This window comes from Bacillus sp. JJ1122 (assembly GCF_036964885.1).
Lineage (GTDB): Bacteria > Bacillota > Bacilli > Bacillales > Cytobacillaceae > Mesobacillus.
The window spans coordinates 243,059-259,810 of sequence record NZ_JBALQL010000014.1; the positions used below are offsets into that span (position 1 = coordinate 243,059).

The window sequence follows — 16,752 nt, forward strand, 5'->3', positions numbered from 1 at the left end:
TCCATTTAAAATCAATCAGAACCCTCTGCACATGCGACACATTTTATTATTTCCTAAAACTTATGGGACGGATCGTACGAAAAAGACCCTTAAACTGCCTCCAAAAAAACAGGTCTCCTTTTTTGGAGACCTGACAGGTTATCATTATTTTTCAGTAAGCATAACTTCAATCTTCTTAAGTGCTCCTGGTTCAATTTCTTCAATTGAAGTTGCAGCCTGTTCGAGCGCCTGGCGGTAATCATAGTTTCTGAAAAACTCTTCTGCTTCACGCAGGCCACGGTCAACCGATGGGTATCGGCTCCGGTATCTGTTCCCGTATTGAATAACCTTTTCGGCAAGCATGACCGTCTCAACAATTTCCTCTGTCGAAGCTTCAAGCTTGTTCACAGTTAGGACAGCTATTTCCAAATATTGATGAATGGAAGGGATATCAAGCGGTTTCTGATCAAGTTTTCCATTTACTTGATTGATGCTTTCATTCGCATCGTCAAGAAGATACTTATAATCCTGAGATAATCCTGGCATATTACTTTTGGAGATTGTCCGAATCATTTCCGTAATCTTTTTGGAAAGTTCCTTTACTTTCTCCCTTGCAGCCAATTCATCCTTTCTCAAAGCACTTAGCTTTTCCATCAGTGCTTTTTGTTCTTCCACGAGAGCATCAAGCTGCTGTTTAGCTTCTTCAAGTTCAACCTTAATCAGGCTCTGTGGTGTATCATTCTCCGTAATTCTGTGGTCAATCAATTCAAAGCGTTTGAGCAGCACTTTTATTTGCTGCTCTACATTTGTTTGGGCGGCTAACTCTTTTTCAGAAAGATGGTAGCTTTCCTGAATAAGCTTTGTTTCTTCCTTAAGCGTCTTGCTTTCAGTTATCGCTTTTACGAGTATTTCCCTGGCTTCATGTTCAGTCTTGCTGATGTATTGTTTAGCTGTAACTTCATGTTCGAGAAGATCGAAAAGATTATCGACTTTTTCCTTTAAGCTATGGATGCCATGACCAGCTATTTCCACATCGCCGTTTTCAAGCGAAACAATGTATTCAGATAGTTCTTTGCCGATATTCTCTAATTCTGCTTCTGCATTCAGGTGATCGAGAATATAACCCTGGGCAGACATTTCCTTGACCCCTTCTTTTATATCGCTGACTTGACCGGGGAGCGTTGTTTGGCAATCATGCAGCAGCCCAGGGATCGACTCCATTTTCACGGCAACCTCGTCAAGCATTGCTTTGATTATCAGGACCGTTTCCCTTGCTTCTAAGTAATTTCCGTTCTCAGTTTTCTCATCAAATTCCACGAATTTCCCCTGGATTTCTTCAAGGGTAGCTTCAAGGCTTGCTTCCGCTTTGCCAAAGCTGTGGCGGTGAGTAAGGAGGCTTTTCTTGCTTTCCCTGTATTCCTCTTTGAGTCCATCAATTTCTTCACGATTCTTTTCTTCACTGCCGACCAGTTCATTCAATTCGTGAAGGATTTTTTTGATTTTGTCCTCCGTTTCATTCAGTTTCAGATCGATGATGGAAAGTGAGTCTTTCGCTTTTTTAAAACGATACTTATCAATATATTCTTCAGCATCAAACAAGTAATCTTCTATTCCCGGAAGCTTCGAAGTAACAAGTTCATCCCATTCCTGGCGCCAGCGTTCAAAAAGCTCCTCAGTTTGGCCTGTCATGTTCAACTGTTTTACTTTTGACATTTCATCCAGAACAGGCCGGTTCATAATCTCAATTTTCCAGGACTCATATCTGTCCACTTCACTGTAAAATTTCCGTTTCCTAAAATACCCTATTAAATAAAGAATTATCAATATAGCAATTCCGCCAATTATGTACTTCATTGTTATCCCCCTGGCCTCACAAATTCCAAGTTCTATATCCATATATATAAAATGAATTTATAAATGCGTGTATAATGTATTTATATTACCATGTAAACGACATTTTTTGACTATTAATTTGAGATTTTTTGTTGAAATTATCCGAATTAAGCCGATTTGGCTCTACAGCAAACGAAAAACATTACTTTTGGAGGTATTTTCATGAGAGACGGACATGTCCATACTTCTTTTTGCCCGCATGGAACAAAGGATACAATCGAAGAGTATATTGAAAAAGCTTTACAGCTTGGCTATACGGAAATCACTTTTGCGGAGCATGCACCACTTCCAGAAGGTTTCATCGATCCGACGCCATTAAAGGACAGCGCGATGAAGCGCAATGATCTTGAAGATTATTTTAAAATAATTGAAAAAGCCAAACAGCAGTACAGTGGCAGAATCAAGATCAATACTGGGTTGGAGGTTGATTTCATAGAGGGATATGAAAAACAGACTGCAGCTTTCTTAAATGAATATGGACGACATTTAAATGACGCAGTCCTATCTGTACATTTTTTAAAAAATATGGATGGTGAATATGATTGCCTCGATTACAGTCCTGAAACCTTTAGCGCCATGGTTGACTATTATGGTTCGGTGGAAAATGTACACCGCCGCTATTACCAAACGGTATTGAATTCAATTCAGGCTGATTTAGGTCCGTACAAACCAAATAGAATCGGGCATATCACTCTAGCGAATAAATTCAGTGTGCGTTTCCCTGCTGAGAACAATTTCAGTGAGGAAATCAACAAAATATTAAAGACAGTTTCAGAGCATGGGTATGAGCTAGATTATAACGGTGCCGGTACGGCAAAACCTTTGTGCCGTGAACCATATCCACCTGACTGGGTAATCAAGCAGGCAATTACTCTTGGGATACCGTTAGTTTATGGATCTGATGCACATCAGGCAAAGGAGCTTGGCCAGGGGCTGGGCAGAATGCTGCTATAAATAGGAAAACCGGCGTTTATGCCGGTTTTCTCTGAATTATTTAAGATTCTTGTAAGATCCCTTTGATAAAAGATAAGACTTCGAAAAATAGTTTATATATTTATTAATATTTTTTGCTGCTCCAGCTGTTCCACACAGATTGTCCCTTTTATCCATTGGGACATTTCCTTGCTGTACTTATCGGCAAAATATTGTTCATGCGGCAGAACATGGAGAACCTCGGTAACATAATGAGTATTTAAAAACGGCATAGAAAGGAGTGACTTTAACTGTAAAATAATGTACTGGACGGACAGGCTCCTGAATTCACCGGTTTCCATGCCCCTTTCAAGCACCTTTTTAAAAAAATAACGCTCTTTCACATGGTAGGTAGACATAATTTCGCGGACAACCTGTGAATCAATCGTCATTTCTCTTAATATAAACCTTGTTAACTGGATATTTTCACACTGAAATCTTAAAACATTATCAACCATTGCTTTCAGGCATATTTCCGCTCCGCAATCGAGCAATGCAAATCCCTTTTCCAATTCTTCCAGATAGCTTTCAAAAAAGGCAGTAAAACAGTTTTCGAGGAGTCCATTCTTATTTTGGAAATAGTAAGAGATATTCGCTGCATTCACTTCCGCCTTTGCTGCAATATCCCGGACTGATGTACCACTAAACCCCTTTGTATTAAATAAGAAGATGGCCGCATCCATGATGGCAGCTTTAGAATTTTTCCTCAATCTCCACCCCTCCCTTTCAAAGCGATATCTTACTGTTTACTTTCTGGAAATGTACGAAATTCCCTTTAAAAAAAGCTCGACAAAGTCTCCATTGTTTCGGCTATATTTGATACAATATATAGTAAAACTTCATGAATGAGGGGGAAAAAGGATGTTTAAAGTCGAAAATTACAGCGAGAGCCGCGATAAAAATTACGATTTATTAATAAAGCAGCTAAAAGCCCTGATCGAAGATGAAAAAAACGCGATTGCCAATTTGAGCAATGCTTCTGCATTATTGAACCAATTTCTTGATCGCGTTAACTGGACAGGTTTTTATCTAATGGAGGATGGAGAGCTTGTCTTAGGACCATTCCAGGGATTGCCAGCATGTGTCAGGATTCCGCTTGGCAAAGGCGTATGTGGAACTGCCGCTTCCAAAAGAGAGACCGTACGAGTTGAAGATGTCCATTCTTTCCCTGGCCACATTGCTTGTGATGCAGCATCCCAGTCCGAGATCGTCGTCCCGATGATTAAGGATGGAAAACTACTAGGAGTCCTGGATATTGACTCTCCTGAGACAAACCGCTTTGATGAATTAGATCAGCTAAAACTGGAAAAATTCGTTGAAGTATTGGTGCAGTATATTTAATTTTTTTATGCAGAACACATAAAAAGCAGTTATCAAAGGATATGATAACTGCTCTTTTTATTGAAAAAATGCTTTATTATATGGCTTCGTTCGTATACTTTGTTGCTTTTAATATGTTGATTGGAAAGAAAAGATGCTCACTTTCCGTGCCAATCAACTTATTTATCAAGGATCTGCTTTCAAACAAACCAATTACACAAAACTGCCTATTACATAGACCCGCTTTCCTGCTTGCTTTCTTTTCTTACTGCTTCAAAAGCTTCTTCAAGATCATCTCTTAGATCTTCCCAGGCTTCCAGTCCGACAGAGAGCCTCAGCATATTGTCCTTGATACCCATTTTTTCTCTTGCTTCCTTTGGTACAACAGCATGTGTCATTGTTGCCGGATGCTGGATTAAAGTCTCTGCATCACCAAGACTGACGGCGATTTTGATAAGCTTTAGTTTGTTCATAAATAACTGGGCAGCTTTTTGGTCTCCTTTAATGTTGAAAGAGATCAGCCCCCCTGGCTTACGCATTTGTTTTTGTGCAATCCTGTAATCTGGGTGATTCGGATCACCCGGGAATATGATTTCCTCTACAGCGGAATGATTTGATAGAAAGGCAGCAAGTTTTTCTGCGTTATCACAATGGCGGTCCATCCTTACAGGGAGTGTTTTCAATCCCCTAAGAAGCAGCCATGCGTCAAACGGGGACATAACGCCGCCAATATCCTTTTGTGTTGTCATAGCAATCTTGGACATGATGTCTTTAGGTCCGACTGCTATTCCTGCTATCACGTCTCCATGGCCGCAAATATATTTAGTCGCACTGTGGATAACAAAATCGCAGCCAAGCTCAAGTGGATTTTGCAGATATGGTGAACTAAAAGTATTATCAACCACAACCGGGATCCCTTTTTCTTTCGCAACCTCCGCAACCATTTCCAAGTCAACCAGCCTCATTGTCGGGTTGATTGGCGTTTCAATATAGATACATGCAGTTTCAGGGGTAATGGCTGCCAAAACTTCTTCTCTTGTCGACATCATCGAGAAACTATGGTTAATATCATATTTTTCCTTCATTAGCTGCAGGAGCCCAAATGTACATCCGTAGACACCCTGTGAACAAAGAATATGGTCACCTGTCCTTGTGAGCGAAATTAATACCGCTGAAACGGCTGCCATGCCGGAAGCAAAAGCAAGAGCCTTCTCTCCTTTTTCAATCGCAGCCATCCTTTCTTCAAGCATAGCGACGGTTGGATTGCCAAGTCGAGAATAGATAAAGCCATCTTCTTCTCCTGCAAATCGTCTTTCTCCCTGTTCAGCACTGTCAAAGGTAAATGTACTGGTCTGAAATAGAGGCGGAGCAAGGCTTCCCCTAAATTCATCGGATTTATAACCTGAATGGATTACTTCTGTTTCAAAACGTTTCTCTCCCATATTAATCCTCCTGTATTATTTGTAACCGCTTACAAACCCCATTAACAGAATATGATATTTATCTAAATTATGAAAGTAATTTATCTTCCCATAAAAAAAGAAAAAGCACTCACTCCCGAGTGCTCATGAAATCAAACTGATTTTCTTTTTGGACTACCACTTTGTTTTTCCCTGAGTCCTTTGCAAGATAGAGTGCCTGATCAGCTCTTTTAAACAGAGTTTTAGTCGTGTCTGACTGGCCCTTGATCCATGCAGAAACTCCACATGAAATCGTCACGTTTGGCTGAGTATGTTTTTCAACCTTATCGACAAGTCGGTTTGCGATCATGACTCCAATTTCAAGAGGCGCTCCCGGTAAATAAATGGCTAGCTCTTCTCCGCCCCATCTTGCCCCAATATCAGTTCCGCGTATATTTTTTGCAATCTGACGGGCAAGCTGGATGAGCACATCGTCCCCGACCTGATGCCCATATTTATCATTAACACTTTTAAAATTATCAATATCAATTAAGATGAAAGTGCCCTGGGAATCCTCAAGCAACGACAATTTCATTTTCTCATCCAAATATTTTCTTGAGTACAGCCTGGTCAAATGGTCAGTTACAACCATTTTTTCAAGTTCCTCACGCAGGATGGAATTGGTAAATGCAAGTGTTGAATGATGGATCAAGGATTGCAGCAATTTAAAAGTTTCAAAGGCAAAGTGATAAGGCTTTTCATGCAGAACGATGGCAAATCCTTTCAAATCACCGCTTTGAATCATTGGTACGCCCATTATGGATCTAAAATGGATGGATGAAATCTCATCCTTTGTATCAAAATCCCCAATAAATAATGGCTCCATTTCCCTTTGAATCCGCCTGCCGACATCCGCGATATATTTGGAGGAATGTTTTGAAAAGAAAAACCCAGTGCTTCCCTGAAGTACTGAGTAATCATCACTTTCTGAATCGATCATGATGAAGCCAACTTCTTGTGCTTTAAAGGATTTCACTATTTGCCCGCAAATAAATTTCATCGTATCAGTCAGGCGCAAGCTTGTATTAAGCTGATGGGAAGTCTCATTAATCAATTGCAAATCCGCTATCAACTTTCTTGATTGCTCATAAAGTTTGGCATTCTCAAGAGCGCTTCCCGCAGTATTGGCCAATAACCTAATGAATTCAACCTCATTTTGAGGAAAAACCAGTGAGTCAGGGGCAATTACTTGCAGTACCCCGTACACACCCTGCTTTCCTTTTAATGGTGCATACATAATTGAATTTCGATCAGCGAGAGTATCCTCAAACTGGATTTGTCCGCTTACATAGGATTGCATGGCAGTCAGGTTTTCGCTATCATATTCTAAATCCTTTACCGGCAAACCTTCATATCCTTTATGGTCATGTGATAGAAGTAGATAATAGATGAAAGTAGGATATACTTCCTTCAATGTAGAAATGATTTCTCCTAAAACGGCGTCCATATCCATCGATGAATGGAATTTTTCAGTGACACGGAACAATTGCTTATAGCGTTTTTCCTCGGCCATCGCATCAGCAAGGCTGCTGATTTTCTGAACGAAGGAGCCACATTCGCTTGTTACCTTCTCTAAAAAATTGTCCGATGCACTGCTTTGCAAACTCCCATTCATTTGTATAGCAATCATACCTTCTAATTTTCCAGCTTGATCCAGAAGCATCAGCATGTCATATTTTTCAAAGCCAGGAAAAGATGGATTCGTAATGAAAGATCGCTGGCCAGTAATGTGCTGAACCGCTGCAATTTCAGGACTGATAATTGCCTCTTTTCCGCCTATCCTTGTCGTCGCTTCTAAAACCAAGTCCTGCTTCCATTCTTCCAAACGATAAAAATCAACTTCATCTGCATTCATAAAAGGTTTCAGGATCGCAAGCATTTGTGAAAGAAGTTCTGTAGAGGAAAATGAATCTCTGCTGCCGCAGATCAATTCAAAAAAACTGATTTTTAACTCCAATAATAATTCACGTTCAAAAGTTTCTTCCATATGTATCACCTGTTTTTCAATCGCATCAGCAAGCGATTTGGATGTGATTCTTATTTTGTTTAAAAAATAGAACAATATCTCGGATCTAGTCCTTTTAGACCAGTCATTAATTTAATGTCATCACATGGCAAAATCAATTAGTTAAGGTAATTATCCAATTTTTAGAAATATAAAACAATTACTATTAATTATATCATATGCATAGTAAAATAGTATGATTTAAAAGGATATTCTTTCAGTTACATTTCATCTTTTATATAAACTTCTTTCGAATATTTTTTTCAATATCTCTGTTAACCTTTATTGTTGAGTTCCACTCCAGTCGCTTGCTTTCCGAGAGGGCATTCGCAGAGCTTTCCGTTCATTGAAGCTCGTGCGGAGTCAAAGAAACACTGGAAGCAGTCAATCATAAAAAAATAACAATTTAGCAGCATAAAAGGTCTTATACTATTACGAGAAAACAACTAAATAAAATATTACCTTGACTTTCATCATGTTAAAATTATATAATACTCCTTGTGTAAAATATCGCAGCCTATGTGATCAACATTATGTATGTATTTTGTTCCTCAAACTCTTTGATGGTGTATCTCGTAACCCGCTGCTGCTAGGGCGAAGGTACATGAAAACAAAATACCCATAACTGACCAATCACAATCTGTTTTTATTTTACAAAATAAAAACTAAGGAGGAGTCATTCATGGCTCGTTATACCGGCCCAAGCTGGAAACTATCCCGCCGTCTTGGAATTTCACTAAGCGGTACAGGTAAAGAATTAGAAAAACGCCCTTACGCACCAGGTCCTCATGGTCCTAACCAGCGTAAAAAATTATCCGAATACGGATTACAATTACAAGAGAAGCAAAAGCTTCGTCACATGTATGGAGTAACTGAGCGCCAGTTCCGCAATTTGTTTGACAAAGCAAGCAAAATGCCTGGTAAGCACGGTGAAAACTTCATGATTCTTCTTGAAGCACGTTTAGACAACGTTGTTTACCGTCTTGGATTAGCTCGCACTCGTCGTGGAGCTCGCCAGCTTGTAAACCACGGTCACATCATGGTTGATGGTGCACGCGTAGATATCCCATCTTACCGCGTAGCTCCAGGACAAACAATCACACTTCGTGAAAAGTCACGCAACCTAGATGTTGTTAAAGAAGCAATCGAAGTTAACAACTTCGTACCTGACTTCTTGACTTTCGATGCAGACAAGCTAGAAGGAACTTTCACTCGTATGCCTGAGCGTTCTGAACTTCCAGCTGAAATCAACGAAGCTCTTATCGTTGAATTCTACTCTCGTTAATAGTTTGTTTTTAAAACCCCTGACCATTCTGGTCGGGGGTTTTGTTTTTCCTTTTGTTCTTGTTATTCCATGGGTTTCAGTTACATTTTTTGAGTAATTTTACACGAGTTGCGGGATTTCGACAAAAACTCGCGGAATAATGGCGGGAACCCGCGGAATGACTACGGAATTTTGCGGGATTTCGACATGAACCTGCGGAATCCAAAGAAGAATTAAACAAAGACATCCCCAATTCAAAAAACAACCTTATATCCTGAAATAAATACTGTACAAAGCATCATTCCGCAACAAAAAAACAGCCTCCCTGCAACCAAGGAAGACTGTTTTTTCATTAGGCACTTGCTATCAACGCATCTGCCTTAGTATTTAATCATGAAGTATTTCTTTTTGCCTCGGCGGACGATTGTGAATTGCCCCTCAATCTTATCTGCTTCACCAAGGACATACGCTGTGTCTGTGACACGATCTCCATTCAGTGAGACAGCGCCGTTGCTGACATCTTCACGAGCCTGGCGTTTAGATGGTGAAATTTTGGCTGCAACCAGCAAGTCAACCAGCCCTAATTCATCTTCCCCTTCTACTGTGAAAGAAGGAACGTCTTTGAAACCTTGTTTGATTTCATCTGCAGTTAGATTCTTTACGTCGCCACTAAATAGTGCTGCTGAAATCTTGATGGCCTGCTGAAGTGATTCTTCTCCATGAATGAAACGAGTCATTTCCTCGGCAAGCGTTTTTTGGGCTTGGCGAAGATGCGGTTCGTCTTGAACTGATTTTTCCAATACTTCGATTTCTTCCTTCCCAAGGAAAGTGAAGTATTTCAGGTATTTGATTACATCAGCATCAGCCGTGTTGATCCAGAACTGGTAGAACTCGTATGGAGAGGTTTTTTCAGGATCGAGCCAAACTGTTCCGCTTTCAGATTTACCAAACTTCGTTCCGTCTGCTTTCGTAACAAGCGGAATCGTCAACCCATAGGCCTTCGAACCTTCAGAAGACATCTTTCGGATCAGTTCAAGGCCAGTTGTGATATTGCCCCACTGATCGCTTCCGCCAATCTGTAATTTGCAGTTATGGTTTTCGTATAAGTGGAAGAAATCCATTGCCTGAAGGATGGTGTATGTGAATTCAGTAAATGAAATTCCTGTTTCGAGCCTGGAGGCAATCGTATCCTTTGCCAGCATGTAGTTCACGCCGACATTCTTCCCGAAATCACGAAGGAATGTAACGATATCCATTGAGCCTGCCCAATCATAATTATTGACCATCAGTGAACCATTTTCACCTTCAACTTTAAAGATTTGCTCAAGCTGTTTTCTAAGACCCTCAACATTTAGCTGGACTTGTTCCAGCGTCTGCAATTTACGTTCTTCACTTTTGCCGCTTGGGTCTCCAATCAATCCTGTCGCACCACCTACAAGTACAATGGGACGATGCCCTGCATTCTGAAAACGGCGAAGTGTCAAGAAAGGCAATAAATGCCCAATGTGCATGCTGTCCGCAGTGGGGTCAATACCACAGTATAATGAAATCTTTTCTTTAGAAAGTGTATCCTTTATTCCCTCTTCATCTGTCTGCTGGTACACGATGCCGCGCCACTCTAGATCTTTCAATAAATCCATTGTTTCTTCCTCCATTCAAAATTTAACCTGGGTCCCGGCAGACTACTTTTATGCCAAATAAAAAACGCCCCTGCAATAAATTGCAGGGACGCTATAAATGCGCGGTACCACCCGGCTTGAAAACAAATTTGTCTTCCACTCATTAATGTAACGGTTAAACCGGCCGCAGCTACTAAGTCTCCAGTTCACAGGCGGCGCTCGGGGAGGTAATTCATCCTTCTGTTTGTACCGGCTCACAGCACCCGCCGGCTTTCTGGAACATGGACAGAAGCACTACTAATTCCCTTCAAAGCTTTTGCTATAAAGTTAATAATGCATTTTTACCACACAAACATATCCTCTGTCAAATTCGACATAAATTTTCAGAAAAATTGAGATTCGAGCCTTTTCGATTGCTTGTTTATGCTATAATGTATGTGATTTTAGGGGGAATGATACGAATGCAGGAAGAAAAACAGCCTTGGAAAGAGAAATTAAAATCCTTGGGTGCTTTTTTTACGAATAAAAAAACCGTAAAAGGAGCCCGGATTACCTATTCGGTTATCTGGAACATGGTTCTGTTATTGATCATCGTCATCGTGCTCGGTACTGGATTTGCGGGTGGTGTCGGTGCAGGATACTTTGCATCCCTTGTTAAAGATGAACAAATCAGGCCTTATGAGAATATGAAGAAAGACATATACAACTACGAAGAGACATCTGATTTATATTTTGCTAACGATGTTTATCTCGGCAAGCTCCGTACTGATCTATACCGTGAGGAAGTTAAACTTGATGACGTCTCGGAGCATTTGGTGAATGCAATAGTGGCAACCGAGGATGAATATTTTTATGAGCATGATGGTGTTGTTCCAAAAGCAATCATGCGTGCACTCTTCCAGGAAGTCACAAACTCGTCGACTTCGTCCGGAGGAAGTACACTGACTCAACAGCTCATTAAAAACCAAATCCTGACGAATGAAATTTCTTTCGAACGTAAAGCAAAAGAAATCCTTCTTGCGCTTCGTCTCGAAAAATTCTTCGATAAGAAGGAAATTTTGGAAGCATATTTGAATGTCGCAACCTTCGGAAGGAATGCGAATGGCAGTAATATTGCAGGTGTACAGGCAGCTGCTAAAGGAATCTTCGGCAAAGACGCCAAAGATCTGACTTTGCCGCAGGCAGCTTTTATTGCCGGGCTTCCTCAGAGCCCTTTTGGTTATACTCCGTTCAGCAGCAATCATGGAATTCTCAAGGATGAAGCCGGGCTTGAACCAGGGCTTACAAGACTAAAAACAGTCCTTACCAGAATGCATGGCGCTGGATTCATCTCAGACAAAGAGTTCAATGAAGCAATCAACTATGATATTACGAAAGACTTTGTAAAAGAAGTACCGAGTGATAATACGGTTGAAGAATACCCGTACCTCACGTTTGAAATCGAATCTCGGGCTGTAGAAATTTTAGCAAAGATCCTTGCTGAACGTGATGGCTATGAAGAAGATGATTTAAAGCAAGATGAGGATTTAAGAGCGGAATATAATGCGCTGGCAGACCGCGACCTTCGCCAGAATGGCTATAAAATTTATTCAACCATCAACAAGGATATCTATAACAAAATGCAGGATACGGCCAAAAACTATGCTTATTACGGCAGTGATAAGCCTCAGGAAGTACCGGATCCTGATGATTCAAATAAAACGATTACAATTACGGAACAGGTTGATGTCGGCGCTGTAATGATTGAAAACAAATCAGGGAAAATAATCAGCTTCGTCGGCGGGCGTGATTTTGACAAACAGCAATCCAATCACGCGACCTATACCACAAGACAAAACGGTTCGACCATGAAGCCTCTGCTTGTCTATGCTCCAGCGATTGAATTGGGATCACTAAGTCCTGGCAGCGTCCTTCCAGACGTTGAGGTATTTTTGAACGGTCCAGGAAAAGCGTGGCCACACAACTATGACATGAAATACAGTGGATTAACTTCGGCAAGATATGCATTGACAAAGTCTTATAACGTTCCTGCAGTCCTTGCCTATAAGAATATCCTAGGCCAAAAGCCTGCCAATTTTCTGGATAAAATGGGCTTTTCTAATTTAACAAAAGACGATTATTACAATCTTTCTACTGCCATTGGTTCTTTGCAAGGCGGAGTTACGGTAGAGGAAAATACAAATGCATTTGGTACATTCGCAAATGGCGGGAAATTTATTGATGCCTACCTGATTGACAAGATCGTTGATAAGCAAGGAAACATTATTTTCCAACACAAAGCAGAACCCGTTGATGTATTCAGTCCGCAAACGGCATACTTAACAATCGATATGATGCGGGACGTTATCAGAAGAGGAACAGCAACTGCAGTAAATGGCCGTCTTAAGTTTGATTCCGACTGGGCTGGCAAGACAGGAACTGGGCATGAATATTATGATTCATGGTTTGTCGCTACAAACCCGAATGTATCCATGGGTGTTTGGCTTGGCTACGACCATAATAAGCCCCTTGAAAAAACCTATAAGGGCCTTTCATATGGTGTCAGGACTCAGTATATCTGGGCAGATTTAGTGAACGATGCTTATGATGTAGCTCCTCAGTTAGTCGACCCGGCTGAACACTTTAAAATGCCAGGTGGAATCGTCAAAAGAGCATATTGCGCCGTATCAGGATTGCTCCCTTCAAGCGCTTGTTCAAAAGCAGGCCTTGTTGAATCCGATTACTTCATCTCAAAGTACGCTCCAACTAAAGTCGATGACAGTCTGGTTGAAAGCAAATTTGTTTATGTTGGCGATAAGCGCTACCTTGCACTTGATTCAACTCCGGCAGAGTTTGCTGAAACAGGCGTAATTCTGAATCCAGAGTATATGGAAAGCATAATTGGCCATAAAATCAGAAACCCACAGCAGCTGATTCCTAAAAAAGATGCTTGGTCTAAAATTCTTGTGGCTGATGATAAACTGAGTGAGAATGGAAAAACACCTGCATCACCAGGCATCAAGCTTTCTGGCAATACCATTACTTGGGGAAAACATCCTGAAAATGATATAGTCGGCTATCGAGTTTACAACGGGAAACAGAAGGTCGGCAGCATTAAAGCAGGAGCAGCCTTAGTATTCAAGGCAGGCAGCGGTGCCTTCTATGTGACCGCAGTCGATATTGCCGGAAAAGAATCTGCACCATCCAATATTGTTGAAATTGGAGTACCTAAGGATCCAAAACCAGCGGATCCTCCAACAGATCCGAAACCAAATGACCCTCCTGCGGATCCAAAACCTAAGGACCCTCCGACAGATCCGAAACCGAAGGATCCACCACCTCCACCTCCTCCAGGAGATGGTGATGGCAACGGGAATGGGAATTAACATTTAACTTCCTAAGAGCAAAAAACCTGTATCCTTTTGGATACGGGTTTTGTTTTAAAAAATTTTTTTCTGGAAAGACACTGTAAAAATCACGAATGTTAGAGGTGTTTTTTAAAATTAAGTTCGGTTTTTTCATCATTTTGTGTTGAAGAAATTTTTAATGGTGTTATAATGACTATAAATTAATAAGATTCACTCATATAATCGCGGGGATAAGGCCTGCAAGTTTCTACCGGATTACCGTAAATGATCCGACTATGGGTGAGCAATGTCAGGGTGGTATCTCTACCCTTTATTCGCCTGTATGCTTGACAGCCCAAAGGCCATTGCTTCACTCATTTTATGATGTGAATGCATGGTTTTTGGGCTTTTTGTATTTCATTGGCTCACACCTAAAGAGGAGGATTAACATGGAACTGCTAATTGAAAAGATAAAAAACGAAGGGTGCGTCTTGTCATCGTCCATTCTAAAGGTAGACTCCTTTTTAAACCACCAGATAGATCCGCAGCTCATGCTTGAAATTGGAAAGGAATTTGCCGAACGATTTGCCGATTGCGGGATTACAAAAATACTAACGATTGAATCATCTGGAATTGCTCCTGCAGTTATGGCCGGTCTTCATTTACAAGTGCCAGTCGTTTTTGCCAGAAAAAGAAAATCTCTGACTCTCGTAAATGACTTGATCACAGCCTCTGTCTACTCTTTTACCAAGGAAGAAACCAATGAAATTTCTATTTCAAATAAATATCTATCAGAAAACGATAAGGTGCTGATCATAGACGATTTCCTCGCAAATGGACAAGCGGCATTAGGTCTTGTAGAAATAGCGATCAAGGCTAGAGCATCTGTAAAAGGAATCGGAATTGTTATAGAAAAAGGGTTTCAAGAAGGCGGCCGTATTCTTCGAAATAAAGGCTACCGGGTTGAATCATTGGCGATACTAAACTCGCTTGAAAACGGCATAGTCAGCTTTGAGAAATCAACAGAAAGAAAGGCGGAATTGGCATGATGAAACAGAACCCATTCAAAATTGCTTCATTAGGTATCCAGCATGTATTGGCAATGTACGCAGGAGCAGTTATTGTTCCTCTAATTGTTGGAGGAGCCCTTGGATTAACAGGGGAACAGTTAACCTATTTAGTTTCGATTGATATTTTCATGTGTGGTATTGCTACCCTATTGCAGGTTTGGCGCAACAAGTTCTTTGGGATCGGCCTCCCTGTTGTATTAGGCTGTACCTTCACTGCTGTCGGGCCGATGATTGCCATTGGCGGACAATACGGCATTTCTGCAATATATGGCTCCATTCTTGTATCAGGTATATTTGTAGTAGCAATTTCAAAGTTCTTTGGAAAGCTGGTTAAATTTTTTCCTCCTGTCGTTACCGGCTCTGTAGTAACCATTATCGGGATTACTTTAATCCCAGTAGCGATGAATAATATGGCTGGAGGGCAAGGAAGTCCAGACTTTGGTTCACTTTCAAACATTGGTCTTGCCTTCGGGACTTTGCTTTTCATTATTGTGCTATTCCGCTTCTTTAAAGGATTTATTCGCGCGATTGCCATTCTGATGGGATTGGCTGCGGGAACGATCGTTGCTTATTTTATGGGAAAAGTGAATTTTGCAGCTGTAGCAGATGCTTCCTGGTTCCATATGCCATCTCCATTCTACTTTGGGATGCCGACTTTTGAGGTTACAGCTATTCTTACGATGATTCTGGTAGCGATGGTTAGTTTAGTAGAATCAACAGGAGTTTATTTTGCACTTGGTGATATTTGTGAAGAAAAACTGGAAGAAAAAGACCTTTCGAATGGTTACCGTGCCGAGGGGCTAGCGATAATCCTTGGAGCCGTCTTTAATGCATTCCCTTATACAACGTATTCCCAAAATGTAGGTCTTCTTCAGCTGTCAGGGGTAAAGACAAAGAATGTCATCTACACCGCAGGAGTATTCCTTGTGCTGCTCGGACTGGTACCGAAAATTGGTGCATTGACGACCATTATCCCTACCCCTGTTCTTGGTGGTGCAATGGTTGCCATGTTTGGCATGGTAGTCGCCTATGGAATAAAAATGCTCAGCAAGGTTGAATTTGCATCACAGGAGAATTTGTTGATTATTGCATGCTCTGTTGGAATGGGATTGGGCGTGACAGCAGTTCCGGAACTATTTGCCCAAATGCCTTCAAGCATCCGTATACTTACCGACAATGGTATCGTGGCGGGCAGCTTAACTGCGATTGCATTGAATTTAGTATTCAATGTGTTTAAAGGTAATAAAGTAGTTCAGCAGGCTTCTTTTACGGAACAGAAGGCTTCTTAAGCCAGACGATTGTCTTACTTATCCTTTAAGCTAATAACGAAGTTCAAAAACAAGGCACCGGATCAATCCGGTGCCTTGTTTTTTGCAACCCCTATTTCACATACTGCATCAGTGTCTCGGGATCAAAGCCGAGCACCCAATGACCATTTACCTTTGTCTGCGGTACGCCCATCTGTCCGGTTTCCTCGACTAGCTTTTGGGCTGCAACGGGGTCTAACTGCACATTTACTTCTTTGTATTCTATCCCTTGATCCTCAAGGAATTGTTTCATCATTGTGCAGTACGGTCAAGTATTGGTTGAATATACCGTGATATCGTTCATTTTGCATACCCCCTTATATTTTTAAGAGCAACTTGAATTATCCCGGTAATATTTTCAATTGCCTGGCAGTTATATAAAAGCATTACTGGGACACAATTTTGTTTTTCCCTATTTTTATTAAAAATAACAGCTAGAAGTTAATTATGTTCAGCTATACTAAGAAGTTTTGGGCTTATAAGATAATGCGTGAATTCTGCTCTATTTATAAAAAGGATCTGTTAAACATGGCTGTT

Annotated in this window: 12 protein-coding genes, 1 riboswitch and 1 other annotated feature; of the genes, 6 read left to right on the top strand and 6 right to left on the bottom strand. The window is 40.9% G+C overall.

Annotated features, from left to right (window positions below):
• Nucleotides 1-144 precede the first annotated feature (144 nt).
• Nucleotides 145-1,833, bottom strand: coding sequence for a septation ring formation regulator EzrA (gene ezrA, locus V7201_RS09155; RefSeq protein WP_335376465.1), 1,689 nt, complete (start codon nt 1,831-1,833; stop codon nt 145-147).
• A gap of 201 nt (nt 1,834-2,034) precedes the next feature.
• Here ezrA and hisJ point away from each other — a divergent pair, with 201 nt between their 5' ends.
• Entirely contained in the window at nt 2,035-2,826 is a 792-nt protein-coding gene (hisJ, locus tag V7201_RS09160) for a histidinol-phosphatase HisJ (RefSeq protein WP_335376466.1), read from the top strand.
• A 92-nt stretch (nt 2,827-2,918) separates the two neighbouring features.
• On the opposite strand, the gene refZ is transcribed toward hisJ, so the two are convergent.
• Complete coding sequence (gene refZ / locus V7201_RS09165; RefSeq protein WP_335376467.1) at nt 2,919-3,554, bottom strand: forespore capture DNA-binding protein RefZ; 636 nt, start codon at nt 3,552-3,554, stop codon at nt 2,919-2,921.
• A 151-nt stretch (nt 3,555-3,705) separates the two neighbouring features.
• Between refZ and V7201_RS09170 the strand changes: the two genes are divergently transcribed.
• On the top strand, nt 3,706-4,185 hold the full coding sequence (locus V7201_RS09170) for a GAF domain-containing protein (protein WP_335376468.1): 480 nt from the start codon (nt 3,706-3,708) through the stop codon (nt 4,183-4,185).
• 209 nt (nt 4,186-4,394) lie between these two features.
• Here V7201_RS09170 and megL read toward each other — a convergent pair whose 3' ends face one another.
• Both megL and V7201_RS09180 read right to left on the bottom strand, forming a co-directional pair.
• Complete coding sequence (gene megL, locus V7201_RS09175; RefSeq protein WP_335376469.1) at nt 4,395-5,606, bottom strand: methionine gamma-lyase; 1,212 nt, start codon at nt 5,604-5,606, stop codon at nt 4,395-4,397.
• Nucleotides 5,607-5,715: 109 nt separating this feature from the next.
• Complete coding sequence (locus V7201_RS09180; RefSeq protein WP_335376470.1) at nt 5,716-7,611, bottom strand: sensor domain-containing diguanylate cyclase; 1,896 nt, start codon at nt 7,609-7,611, stop codon at nt 5,716-5,718.
• 700 nt (nt 7,612-8,311) lie between these two features.
• Between V7201_RS09180 and rpsD the strand changes: the two genes are divergently transcribed.
• Nucleotides 8,312-8,914, top strand: coding sequence for a 30S ribosomal protein S4 (gene rpsD / locus V7201_RS09185; protein ID WP_335376471.1), 603 nt, complete (start codon nt 8,312-8,314; stop codon nt 8,912-8,914).
• Between the two features lie 359 nt (nt 8,915-9,273).
• On the opposite strand, the gene tyrS is transcribed toward rpsD, so the two are convergent.
• A complete protein-coding gene (gene tyrS, locus V7201_RS09190) occupies nt 9,274-10,533 on the bottom strand; it encodes a tyrosine--tRNA ligase (protein WP_335376472.1) in 1,260 nt (419 codons plus the stop codon).
• An 81-nt stretch (nt 10,534-10,614) separates the two neighbouring features.
• Nucleotides 10,615-10,832 (bottom strand) — a binding site (T-box leader).
• Nucleotides 10,833-10,973: 141 nt separating this feature from the next.
• Here tyrS and V7201_RS09195 point away from each other — a divergent pair.
• The 3 genes from V7201_RS09195 (at nt 10,974) to V7201_RS09205 (ending at nt 16,197) form a co-directional block, all read left to right on the top strand.
• Nucleotides 10,974-13,877 (top strand): transglycosylase domain-containing protein, encoded by a 2,904-nt coding sequence (locus tag V7201_RS09195; protein ID WP_335376473.1) that lies wholly within the window; start codon nt 10,974-10,976, stop codon nt 13,875-13,877.
• A 176-nt stretch (nt 13,878-14,053) separates the two neighbouring features.
• A riboswitch (purine riboswitch) is annotated at nt 14,054-14,155 on the top strand.
• 132 nt (nt 14,156-14,287) lie between these two features.
• The gene (locus V7201_RS09200) at nt 14,288-14,887 is read left to right on the top strand and encodes a xanthine phosphoribosyltransferase (protein WP_335376474.1); all 600 of its coding nucleotides are present in this window, start codon (nt 14,288-14,290) and stop codon (nt 14,885-14,887) included.
• Complete coding sequence (locus V7201_RS09205) at nt 14,887-16,197, top strand: nucleobase:cation symporter-2 family protein (RefSeq protein WP_335376580.1); 1,311 nt, start codon at nt 14,887-14,889, stop codon at nt 16,195-16,197. Before V7201_RS09200 ends, V7201_RS09205 begins: the two co-directional genes overlap by 1 nt.
• A 91-nt stretch (nt 16,198-16,288) precedes the next feature.
• On the opposite strand, the gene V7201_RS09210 is transcribed toward V7201_RS09205, so the two are convergent.
• On the bottom strand, nt 16,289-16,519 hold the full coding sequence (locus V7201_RS09210) for a glutaredoxin family protein (protein WP_335376475.1): 231 nt from the start codon (nt 16,517-16,519) through the stop codon (nt 16,289-16,291).
• Between the last annotated feature and the right edge of the window lie 233 nt (nt 16,520-16,752).